This is a genomic window from Paenibacillus xylanexedens (assembly GCF_001908275.1).
Taxonomy (GTDB): Bacteria; Bacillota; Bacilli; order Paenibacillales; family Paenibacillaceae; genus Paenibacillus; species Paenibacillus xylanexedens_A.
The window spans coordinates 5,652,586-5,664,155 of the sequence record NZ_CP018620.1; the positions used below are offsets into that span (position 1 = coordinate 5,652,586).

Annotated in this window: 9 protein-coding genes; 2 read left to right on the plus strand and 7 right to left on the minus strand. The window is 48.8% G+C overall.

Features of this window, described 5'->3' with window-relative positions; all coding sequences use genetic code 11:
* Positions 1 to 104: 104 nt before the first annotated feature.
* The 4 genes from BS614_RS24775 to BS614_RS24790 all read right to left on the minus strand — a co-directional run bounded on the left by BS614_RS24775 (position 105) and on the right by BS614_RS24790 (position 2,934).
* Entirely contained in the window at positions 105 to 1,427 is a 1,323-nt protein-coding gene (locus BS614_RS24775; RefSeq protein ID WP_074096979.1) for an NfeD family protein, read from the minus strand.
* A gap of 282 nt (positions 1,428 to 1,709) precedes the next feature.
* Positions 1,710 to 2,153 (minus strand): GatB/YqeY domain-containing protein, encoded by a 444-nt coding sequence (locus BS614_RS24780; protein ID WP_017687237.1) that lies wholly within the window; start codon positions 2,151 to 2,153, stop codon positions 1,710 to 1,712.
* 15 nt (positions 2,154 to 2,168) lie between these two features.
* A complete protein-coding gene (gene rpsU, locus BS614_RS24785) occupies positions 2,169 to 2,342 on the minus strand; it encodes a 30S ribosomal protein S21 (RefSeq protein WP_005547957.1) in 174 nt (57 codons plus the stop codon).
* Positions 2,343 to 2,574: 232 nt separating this feature from the next.
* Positions 2,575 to 2,934: a histidine triad nucleotide-binding protein gene (locus BS614_RS24790; RefSeq protein WP_024628477.1), complete on the minus strand. Its 360-nt coding sequence runs from the start codon at positions 2,932 to 2,934 to the stop codon at positions 2,575 to 2,577.
* Between the two features lie 220 nt (positions 2,935 to 3,154).
* Here BS614_RS24790 and BS614_RS24795 point away from each other — a divergent pair, with 220 nt between their 5' ends.
* Entirely contained in the window at positions 3,155 to 4,105 is a 951-nt protein-coding gene (locus BS614_RS24795; RefSeq protein WP_425320263.1) for a PLP-dependent cysteine synthase family protein, read from the plus strand.
* Position 4,106: 1 nt separating this feature from the next.
* The gene (locus tag BS614_RS24800; protein WP_074095885.1) at positions 4,107 to 5,240 is read left to right on the plus strand and encodes a bifunctional cystathionine gamma-lyase/homocysteine desulfhydrase; all 1,134 of its coding nucleotides are present in this window, start codon (positions 4,107 to 4,109) and stop codon (positions 5,238 to 5,240) included.
* Positions 5,241 to 6,014: 774 nt separating this feature from the next.
* Here the strand turns inward: BS614_RS24800 and BS614_RS24805 are convergent.
* The 3 genes from BS614_RS24805 to BS614_RS24815 form a co-directional block, all read right to left on the minus strand.
* The gene (locus BS614_RS24805) at positions 6,015 to 6,359 is read right to left on the minus strand and encodes a hypothetical protein (RefSeq protein WP_036674796.1); all 345 of its coding nucleotides are present in this window, start codon (positions 6,357 to 6,359) and stop codon (positions 6,015 to 6,017) included.
* A gap of 589 nt (positions 6,360 to 6,948) precedes the next feature.
* Complete coding sequence (locus tag BS614_RS24810; protein ID WP_074095886.1) at positions 6,949 to 10,368, minus strand: SbcC/MukB-like Walker B domain-containing protein; 3,420 nt, start codon at positions 10,366 to 10,368, stop codon at positions 6,949 to 6,951.
* Positions 10,365 to 11,549, minus strand: a complete 1,185-nt coding sequence (locus BS614_RS24815; protein ID WP_074095887.1) for an exonuclease SbcCD subunit D — start codon at positions 11,547 to 11,549, stop codon at positions 10,365 to 10,367. The genes BS614_RS24810 and BS614_RS24815 overlap by 4 nt, the downstream gene beginning before the upstream one ends.
* Between the last annotated feature and the right edge of the window lie 21 nt (positions 11,550 to 11,570).

The window sequence follows — 11,570 nt, forward strand, 5'->3', positions numbered from 1 at the left end:
TTGAGTCCGCTGCTAAATTAAAGAATGCACCACCTCGCTGGCAGCTTCAGCTACGTGGTTATGTACATTGCCGAAGCGTTAATCCGCTTCGACAACAGAGCGAGTTACACCGGCAAAGCTTGCTGAACCACAATTCGGGTACCTTCCGCTTTAATCACAATAATCGGAGTATCAATGGGAATAAAATCTCCGTCGGTCACAACGTCAATTCGTTCCCCTTCAAACATCGCTGTTCCAGAAGGACGAAGTGGTGTCAGACTGATTCCTTGCAGACCAACCAGCTCTTTGCGTTCTGTGGCTGATGAATAACCCCGGTCCGCAGACAAACTGTCACTCAGTATGAACCGATTCCATATCCCTCGATCCTTAAAGATAATTGAGATGATCGCAATGACTACCAGCGCTGCTCCAAAAGCGATACCCAGAGATACAAATGCATCACTCGTATCATAAGCAGCCCTTACAACACCGGCCACAAGCGCAATCGATCCCAAAATCCCCAGAATACCAAAGCTCGGAATAAACATCTCCAGAATTATCATGATGAGTCCGACGGTAAATAGCACCCATGTCTCTGCTCCGGCAAATCCCGCAATGTAATTACCCGAGAAATACAACACGAAACACACGATACCTACAATACCCGGAACTCCAAAACCAGGAACAATCAATTCAATGATCACACCCGCGATTCCAAGGAACAGTAATACAGTCATGACAACCGGATTGGTAAGAAAAGATGAAATATTCTCAGCTGTCGTCCGTTCTACCTTAAATACATCATCCTGACTGTAACCGAGCCAAGCCGCCGCTTCTTCCGGTGTGTTGCCGATGTGGTCGGCATAACCAACTTTCAACGCTTCTTCAGCCGAGAGAGCAATAATTTCACCTTTTTGCTTGGTTTTATTGATCTCTGGCATTTCCACAACCATGTTAACATCCGTCATTCCAGCTGCAATCTTGCCATCACGACCACTGATTTCAGCCGCTCCCTGCATTTTGCTTTTCCAGAATGCAACAAGCTTTGGATCATCAACATGTTTACCCGTACTGTCCACCATTGCTGCCGCACCAATCATACTGCCTGGTGACATTACGATCTTATCTGCATTCAGAGCCAGAAAACTCCCGGCTGAAGCAGCATCTCCACGGACAAATGCAACAGTCTCAATCGGACTGTCCTTAATTAGGGTACCCAATGCTTCTGCAGTGTCGACACGGCCTCCCGGCGTATTGATATCAAGAACGATCAGGCCAGCATTCATCTCTTCTGCTTGCTTGAACCCGCGTTCCATGAACTTGCCAAGTCCCTGCTCGATTGGTTTATCAACCGGAATAATATATACGGCACCACTCTTCTCAGCTGCATGCGCTGACGGTGATCCAATCCAGACAGGAAGCAACAGCGTCAGCAGCATTAAGAGCATCAATGGCCCCGTAAGCTTCTTCCGGCGCTTTCCCTTCACAATAGTCCCCCCTTTTCCATTAATGTTATACTGTCCAGCTTATGGTATTTATTACGTGCAATGCAACATTTCGTTTCAAAATCTTAAAATTATATTTGAAAACTCGATCAATTGCAAGAATAAAAATCCATAATAATATATATTAACCATTAAAAAGAAATTCCATCATCCCAAGGACATCATGCTTTCTGATAAATGGAAAAAACACCTCCTGACAAGTCAGAAGGTGTTTATTGATTTGCTTTATTGCAGAAATTGTTGAACTGCTTGATTTACCAGTTTGCCGTCCGCTTTGCCTTTAACTTTCGGCATAAGGGCCGCCATGACTTTCCCCATCTCGGCTTTCGAAGAAGCACCGGTTTCCTGGATGGTCTGCTGTACAATAACTTTAATTTCTTCTTCGGTAAGCTGTGTGGGAAGGTACTGGATGAGTACTTCAATTTCCGCTTTTGCATTTGCCGCGAGATCTTCACGGCCCGCTTTGTCAAATTCTTGGAGGGCATCTTTGCGCTGTTTGATTTCACGACTCAGGATATCAAGCACTTCGTTGTCATCCAAATCTCTTTTCAAATCTATTTCAAGATTCTTGATCGTCGAACGAATCAACCGAATGTTGGAGAGTCTGAACTTGTCCTTACTCTTCATCGCTTGCTTCATATCTTCGTTCAATCGTTCGCTAAGATTCATGTAATTAAAATCCTCCTAAAACTTTCTCTTACGAGCAGCCTCGGACTTTTTCTTGCGCTTTACGCTTGGCTTCTCATAATGCTTACGTTTCTTCACCTCAGCCAATACGCCATCTTTAGCGATGGAGCGTTTAAAACGACGAAGTGCAGCATCAATAGTCTCGTTTTTGCGAACTTTAGTTTCAGACACCAGTTTTCCCTCCCTCCGACCAGACCGTCCAAGAGCAATAACACGGTTCATCATCTTACATTATAGGCGAAAGATAATAAAGGTGTCAACCTCAATGTAATGATCACTTATTTGAATCCATTTTATAACTCAAAGGTATTATAAAATGAATTCATTATATAAGCATTTGGTCACACATTCGTGGATTTAATGCATATGACTAAATCCTCAATATTAGTACCCATTAGCTCGTTTATTTGTGAGAATCGGACAGACTTGTCAACACGCCAAGTCTGGTACCACCCAACAAATGGTAATGTAGATGATGAACGGTTTGTTCTCCATCCTTACCACAATTGTTGATTAAGCGATATCCTGTTTCCTCCACGCCAAGACGCTTCGCCGCTTCTTGAGCAGCCAGATGAATCTCGCCGATCAATGGCAGATCTTCTGCAGTAACTTCATTCATGGAAGCAATATGTTTCTTCGGAATGACAAGAACATGTGTCGGTGCAGCGGGCTGGATGTCATGAAAAACGATAACATGGTCATTCTCCAGTACTTTATTGGAGGGAATGCTGCCCTCTACAATTTTGCAAAATAAGCAATCCATAGTTCATACCCTCCTTTGTATTCCAGTGTATGTATTCCCCTCTATCATACTAAAAGTAAAAACCCACGTCCAATCTTTAGACACACAACCAGGTATTCCAGGTCAACTCTCCATCTATCATCGAGCTGAACACTATACATCATTGGATGTATTACAGACCATTTTAACGAAATATGGTTTTATCACGCACTTTTCCCGAGTAAACAAATATGTATAGTTAATGAACACAAAAAGGAGATTGGTTAATTTGACCGTTTATCAACATGTACAGGAACTTATAGGTAATACACCTCTGCTTGAATTAACTCGTTATCCATTACCAGAAGGAATCCGTCTATTCGCCAAACTGGAATTCATGAACCCTGGAGGAAGTGTGAAAGATCGGATCGGCAAGTTTTTATTGGAGCAGGCCTTGGCAAGAGGAGATGTTAAGCCAGGTGGAACAGTGATTGAAGCTACTGCAGGCAACACAGGAATTGGTCTTGCAATGGCGGCTGTAGGCCTAAATTTAAAGGTCATTTTCACGGTACCTCAGAAGTTCAGCGTTGAGAAGCAGCAATTGATGAAAGCCCTTGGAGCTACAGTCGTCAACACACCCACATCAGAAGGAATGACTGGTGCCATACGCAAGGCGGAATCACTCGCAAGAGAAATACCAGGTTCGTATATTCCAGGTCAGTTCTCCAATGCGGATAACCCACTCGCACATTATGAACATCTGGGCCCTGAGATTTGGCGTGATCTGAACGGGCAGGTGGATGTATATATCGCCGGAGCCGGGTCTGGCGGAACTTTCATGGGAGTATCTCGCTATTTGAAGGAGCAAAACCCGTTAATTAAAACATGTATCGTAGAACCCGAAGGTTCGATTCTCGCAGGAGGTCCCTCGGGACCCCATCGTACAGAAGGAATAGGAGTCGAAACGTTATCTTCTTTTATGGATGCGAGTTACTTTGATGCCATTCATACGATCTCAGATGAAGATGCCTTTGAGCGGGTCAAGGATCTAGCCTTGTTGGAAGGCTTACTGGTAGGAAGTTCCTCAGGTGCAGCTATGCAAGCCGCATTAAACGAAGTCGTTCACTCAGCTCCCGGAAGTAACATCGTCGTTATTTTCCCGGATAGCAGCGAACGGTATTTAAGCCAAAATATCTATAATGGAGGACAATGAAATGAGACCAAAAACCAAGCTGATTCATGCAGGTATTGTTGGTGATACACACACTGGAGCAGTGAGTGTACCGATCTATCAAGTAAGCACGTATGAGCAAGAATCGGTTGGCGTACACAAAGGATACGAGTATTCACGTACAGGCAACCCTACCCGTCATGCGTTGGAAGAAGTCATTAAAGAACTGGAGGATGGCGTTCGAGGTTTTGCTTTTAGTTCGGGAATGGCTGCGATCCACGCTGTAATGTCTCTGTTGAAAACTCGAGATCACGTCATTCTGACGGATGATGTATACGGCGGGACTTACCGCATTTTCACCAAGGTGCTGAGTCGTCTGGGGATCGAGTCTACCTTTGTAGATACTACCTCAACACAAGCACTGGAAAAGGCTTTGCAATCCAATACAAAGGCCATTTATGTAGAAACACCTACCAATCCGTTACTCAAGGTCACCGATATTACTGCTGTAGCGAAATGGTCAAAACAACATGAGTTGCTGTTCATCGTGGATAACACGTTTAGTACGCCTTATTGGCAAACCCCGCTGGCTCTGGGGGCAGATATTGTACTGCATTCTGCAACGAAATATATCGGTGGGCATAGCGATGTCGTGGCAGGACTTGCGGTTGTCAACAGCGAGCAACTTGGTGAAGATCTGCATTTTATTCAAAATGCAATTGGCGCAGTTCTGGGACCTATGGATTCCTGGCTGTTAATGCGAGGTCTTAAAACATTGGGATTGCGGATGGAAGCGCAAGAACGCAATACAGAGCAGCTTGTGACATTTCTGAATCAGCATCCAGCAGTAAGCAAAGTCTATTATCCAGGGCTACCCGACCATCCACAGCACAAGCTTGCTTCCACACAAGCGAGAGGATATGGTGGTATGGTTTCCTTTGATGTAGGCAGTGCTGAAAAAGTAGATGAGGTGTTAAGCAAAGTCCGTTATTTCACATTGGCTGAAAGTCTGGGCGCGGTAGAAAGTTTAATCTCTGTACCTGCCCGAATGACACATGCTTCCATTCCCTATGAACGTCGGCAAGAATTGGGGATCACGGATGGTTTGATTCGTATCTCTGTTGGGATCGAGGATGTTGAAGATTTACTTGAGGATTTGAAATCTGCATTAAGTTGAGGGCATTTTGAAGTCGCTGCTGGCTGATCTTGGAGAGGGAGTAGTGGACGATTTTCCAAGGAACACAGGACGTCTTATTTGGCGTTCAGGCCCTCATTTGAAATTATTAGGAACATCAGGCACGTTATTTCCCAAATTACCCTGAAAAAAATGCTGATAGCGGCTCTTTATTCGGTGATAACGTGTCTCAGATTCCTTAAAATTCTGATGGCGCTTCAAAGGCTTGAATAAGATGCCTCAGATTCGTCAGCGCTCACATCAAGCTCCACTCCTCCAACCGCGGGCAAGAGAACAGCATCGATTCCAACACGAATCGATGCTTTTTATTGAAATAGAGAATTAAAGCTTTCCGGTGTCCTGATCGTTTGCTCGCACATAGGCACGTTCTCGCATATTCAGAGGATGCGGTACGCCTCTGCTCCGGACACGTTCAGGTCAGGTTCTGCTTTCAGCAAGTTTGAATACACGTTATGTGCTACCCGTTTGTCTTCGATCTTACACTAATTAGGTTCAAAAAAAGGTCATACCTTACAGAAGTTCGCTTCTGCACAGGCATGACCTTTTTGGATATTCGGTATGTTGCCAGTTGTATTGCAATGACTGTCGCGATACATCAGGCTGAGACTTCATATGTGATAAGACCTCTCTATTTCATTCTGTATAGTGCCATGAATGAAACATCCATCCTCAACTTGTTATTTTCAAGATTTTCATAGGATGCCCATAGGGTACATAAGAATGCGTCACTTGCAGTTATGACTGTTTTTTCTAATTTCAATAGTACGGTAAAAGGGTTAACGCTGTAAGCGCAAATAACGGGAGCACCAGCCGGTTAAAACGTCTACGGCCATAACCATAATACGGATAAGGTGTAGGGTAGCCGTAACCTGGATAAAATCCGCGAGTATGACCTATCGGATAGTTTGCTCCAGGCATTGCATTTGGAGCCCAGTTCGCATGATTCACCATGGCTTCCGGTCCAACGGGAACAGCCAGGTAGATCATTTCGTCATCCACATTTTCCATAATGCCATCGTAGTGCATACCGTCATTCATCTGGACACATACATAACGGTGCATGTGTTCCTTACATATTTTCTTTGCTTCCACTTTTTCCACTTGCCAACGCCTCCCTGATTCAGCTCTTGATCACCTTTTCATGGTATTCAGAACTGGGCGAATTGACACTACTGACGAAAAAACACAAAAAAGAAGCACCCCGTGAGCGGCTTCCTTGGAAGGGCTGCTGCGCGGACATCTATTCAGGAAACGTCCTGATCAGATGTCCGCCGGGGTACTTAAATAAAGTTTGTCGGCTTAACTGTAGTATAACAGCCGGATGAACCTGTATCTGTGATGTAACTCACTCCGCTAAGTTATAAAAGCAAGAAAAGAAATATTTTTACAAAAATAATATTCCGTAATAGTGCGTGTTTAAAAAGGGCGGTTTTCAGTACCAAAAAAGACGGGATAAAGCTAGAAATGGAGTAGCGGAGCATAGATAGAGCTACGGAGCAACCGCAATGTTTCCGAAGGAAACAACCTTCGTAAGCCCCTACTTATTTCGGCTGAATTCCATATTCGATGTTGATGATGCCGCTAGGCACCATTCGTAATTAAAAGCGGACTTTTTGAACAACCTCTAATATTCATTTTGCTTGGACTATTAGAGACGCTTCTATGATCTATATTGCTTACACATTGCCCTCTACAGGGTCTCCAAGACCACCCGTGAGCCGTTTCCGGCCTCACCTGCCGGAATCACCACAAGTTTGCGCGGCAAGCGTGCACGCAGTTCAGGCACGTGACTGATTACACCAACAGCCAATCGGTCGTCATGCAATTTTTCCAAAGAAGTAATGACGGTATCCAACAGCTCAGGGTCAAGTGTACCAAACCCTTCATCCAGGAAAAAGAATTGGAGTGGGTACTGACCTCGCAGTTGAATCTGGGCCGACAGTGCCAAGGCCAGTGACAACGAAGTCAAAAACGTCTCGCCACCTGACAACGTTGATACCGGTCGTTTTACTCCCCCGTTGGCATCATCACAGATTACAAAACCACCGCCGGAATCCACCTCCAGTGAATAACGCTGTTTGGTCAGGAAACGCAGACGCTGAGATGCCGCATGACTAACCTGCATCAGTTGTTCTTCGGCAATATACTCGACAAAAGCATTGCCTCTGAAAGCTGTTTGCAGTTTGCTGAGCAGTTCGCCTTGACGGCTTACTTCCACCCGCTTGTTCTCCAGTTCGGTCCACCGAACATGTCGCTGCTCCACATCCTCCAAATCACGTTCTGCACGTGCTTTGGCACGAAGGGCAGCCTCATCCTCAATTCGGACCTGCTGCAAACGTTCGGTGCAAGCTAACCACTGTTCCTCCGATACGACAGCACCACCCAGCTTTTGTTCCAGTTCACGCAACTGGGATGCCAGTTCACGCTCACGTTCACGGTGCTGCTGGATCTCTCCTGCCAGTCGTTCTGCTTCCTGGGAAGGAATTGCCGCGGATACAACAGCATCATCCGAGTCAAACGGAGATTGTTCAAGCAACTGCTTCCACCGTTCCTGTGCTTGTTGCAGATGTTCTGTGGCCGAGGCGGCTGCCTGCTGAGCCATAACGTCTTTCTTGGCTGATTCCTGCTTCAGCGTGTCCGCTTCTTTGAAGCGTTGTGCCGAGTCCGAAGCTGTTTTCCGCAATCCATCCAGACGAGCCTGAGCCGCAGTAATCAGATCTTCTACCCGCTGCTCCCCAACCCACTGGCGCAAGCGTTCTTCCTTCTCGGCCAGCTGTTTGCTATTGCCCTGCCACTCCGTTTGCCACTGAATCAGTTGTTTGTCCAATTCAACCAGCTTCTGCTGGAGAGATTGAATGATTTGGTCTTTATCCTCAAGGAACGTCACGCTTTTGTTAAGACGTTCCTTGATGTCTTCGGCGCGCGCATCGCGCTCCTGCATCGCCTGATAGAGGGCCTTGGCCTCCTCCTGAGCGATGCCGGGCAGTTCCGCGGCCCAGCGGCCCTGCAAAGCAGCCGCTACGGCCTCGCTCTCGGCCAGCTTGCGCTCCGCCTGGGTGAGCCCGGCACGGCCGGCCTCTTGCGCAGCTGCCGCTTCCATGCGGCGCTGCTGCGCGCCCACAGCCGCCTGCTGCAACGCGGCGGCTTCGGCCTGGAGCGGCGCTGCTGCGGCAGCCAGCGCCTGCGCGGCTTCGCGCAGCGCAGCGGCACGCGATGCCCAGCCTGCCGGGGGGCGCCCGTGTTCGGGTGCCCCGGCGGGCTCGGGCTCCGCTGCCGCAGGCGCGGCCTCGGCTGCGGCAGGAGCTTCGCCGGCCGCAGCGCCAAGCTGCGTCAGCAGGCTGCGACGTTCGTGCAGCTGCTGGCGCAGCCCAAAGCGCAGCTCCTGCAGCTCCGCGTGCAGGCTGCGCAGCAGTTCCAGGTCCGCATCGCCTGCGTGCGGACCTTCTCCCGGCGGCGCAGCCGGGAGCGGGTGATGCGGCGAGCCGCACACCGGGCATGGCTCGCCGTCGTGCAGCTCGGCGCGCAAAGCGGAGGACAGCCGGTGCAGCTCCTGCTCACGCATCGTGCCACGCAGCTGTTCCTCCGCAAGGGCCAGCAGGCTCTGTTCGCGGCTAATATCCTGCTCACAGGCAAGCAAGGCCTCAAGGCCTGCTGACGCCTGTTCTACCAGATGCTGACGCTGATCACTCAGGCGTTTTTCTTCCTCAGCCGCCGCCTTCAGCTTGTCGGCTCCCTGTTCTGCCGATTGCTTATAGGCTTGCATGTCAGCCTTATTTTGCTGCAACTGCTCCGCGGCAGTATCCACACGATGTTTCAGTTCAAGCGCAGCTTGAAGTTGCCTGCGTTCCTCTGACTTCACTTCATTTGGCTTGAGGCTCTCCTGTAGTTCCTCTCGCCGTTTCCGTCCGCGCTGTTGCAGTTCCTTTTCTTTCTCAAGCTGCTGTCCCAGCGTAGTTTGTTCGCTCTGCCCCTGTTCCAGCAACTGCGCGAGGCGCGAGCAATCGGCTTGAAGTCCGTCCCGTTCACGTTGCAGCTCTTTCGCTTGTTCGAGTTGCTCCAGGCGCAGCAGAAGTTTCGGTTCTTCCTCCGTCATTTGCTTGCGTGCCGTCTCAGCCTTCTCCGCTTCCTGAACAGCCAGACGCTCATGTTCCAGTGCTTGCTGATGAGCTGTCTCGGCAGTATCCTGCCGCTGCTTCTGTGTAGCCATGGCATCTCGAACCGTCTGCAATGCAGGCAGTATTGCATCTGCCGCAACGGATTGTTTCAGCCGTTGTTCGCCTACCTCTATCTGTGGTTCCAGTGCTTTCAGCTTCTGCTGTTCATCCGTCCGGGCCTGCCGTTCGTTACTTAACTCACGAATTTTGCCCAGTTGTTCAGCTTCCTTCACAGCTTCATCCAGCGCTTTGCGGGACAATTCAGACTGCTGAACAGCGTTTTGAAGAAGACGTTTCGTTTCTTCCAGCGTCTCCTTGCTGGCATTCCCAAGTCCCTGTTGCTCCGCAGCAAGAGATTGGTGAACCATATCATTATCCTTAACCCGCCGACTTAATTTGATGGCCAGCTGATCCCCATACTTCTCCAGATGGAACAATCGTTGCAGCATCTGACGACGTTCACTGCCTTTGAGTGACAAAAACTCGGCAAACTTCCCTTGCGGAAGCACCACTGCCCGTGTAAAATCATCCATCTTCAAACCGATCACATCTTCAACACAGCGATTCACATCTGCCAATTTGTCGGCAAGTACCTGTTCTTCGCCATTAACCGTCTCTATGAATTTGCTGATCGTGTTACTCACCGACACTTCATTATTTCGTTTGAAACGTCGCTCTACCCGGAACCTTCGAGTGCCTTCCGCCGACATCAGTTCAAATGTAAAAGCAACCGACAACGAATCCTCTGCATGATTCATAATGCCTTGCGTCCCGTTCACCGCGCGTTCCACTTTTCCGTACATGGCGAGTGTGATGGCATCGAGCAAGGAAGATTTACCACTACCCGTTGGACCAAAAATACCGAATAGTCCCGTCTCTGTCAGCACGGTAAAATCAATCTCCTGCATCTCCCGATAACTTTGCAGTCCGGAAACTTTTAATAAAATCGGCTTCATCTTTCCTCGACCTCCTCACGCACACTCGGCTCATCTTCATCCACAAGTTCCAGGAAAAGCTGTACCAGACTGTCTTCCGGTTGTGCACCACCCGTCTGACGCTGATAGAATTTACGGAACAGTTCATGTACAGGTAGCTCGGATCGTTGCTCCAAAAGTCCTGCTGCAGCCATCTCGGGATACACCGGGCGAATATGAATGATACCTTCATGTGATTTTCGCAGCTGCTGAATCTCCTTCAGGGACATTGCCTCGTCCAGCCACACTTCCATGTCGATAAAAGCCTGCGGATCACGTCCCTCATCCAGCCAGCGATATACTTCTGCCAGACCACCACGCGCCTGCCAACGCACAAGCGGACGCCCGGATGTTAACAAAACTTCCTCTACCTGTGCTGCTCCACCCGGTGCCAGATCAACCATCGTGACAGACTTGCTCTGCCCTGCTTCGGAGAAGCTGTAGGCCAGGGGAGAACCGCTATATCGAATCACACCGTCTCCTTTGACAGCCTGTGCACGATGAAGATGTCCAAGCGCCGTGTATTGCGCACCAATTGATAAAGACGAAGGGTCTACCGTGTAGGCCCCACCGATCTGAATCGGACGTTCCGAATCACTCTCAAGTCCGCCGAGCACATAGATATGACTCATGGCCAAGTTCACGGTATCCGGGCGAAAAGAAGCAGCCAGACGCTGCATTAACATACCCACCCGTTGACTGTATGCCTGACGAAGCACATTTTCGTCCCCATCTGTTGTCAGCAATTCATTCAATCTCGCTTCAGAAGGATAAGGCAATGCAGCAATCTGTGCAGTCTCTCCGGTTCGCTTTGCATGGATGGTTACCGCTTCAGAAGTAGGCATCCCTACGAGTGTAATGCCCTGTCTGTTCACAAGTGGAGTCACAGAAGCTACACGTTCTGGCTGATCATGATTTCCTGCAATCACCACAAGAGGTCTTCCATGCTCCGTCAGACGCGCTGCCGCTTCATAAAAAAGTTGTTCCGCCGCTGCGGGAGGATTCACCGAATCATACACATCTCCGGCCATCAATATGGCATCTGCCTGCTGCTCATCAGCGACCCTGACGAGTTCATCAACAAAATCTTCCTGTTCACGCAGTCGGCTTCGTCCTTCCAGCGTTTTTCCCAAATGCCAGTCCCCTGTATGCAAAATACGCATCGTCCGTTCCACCCCTCTCCC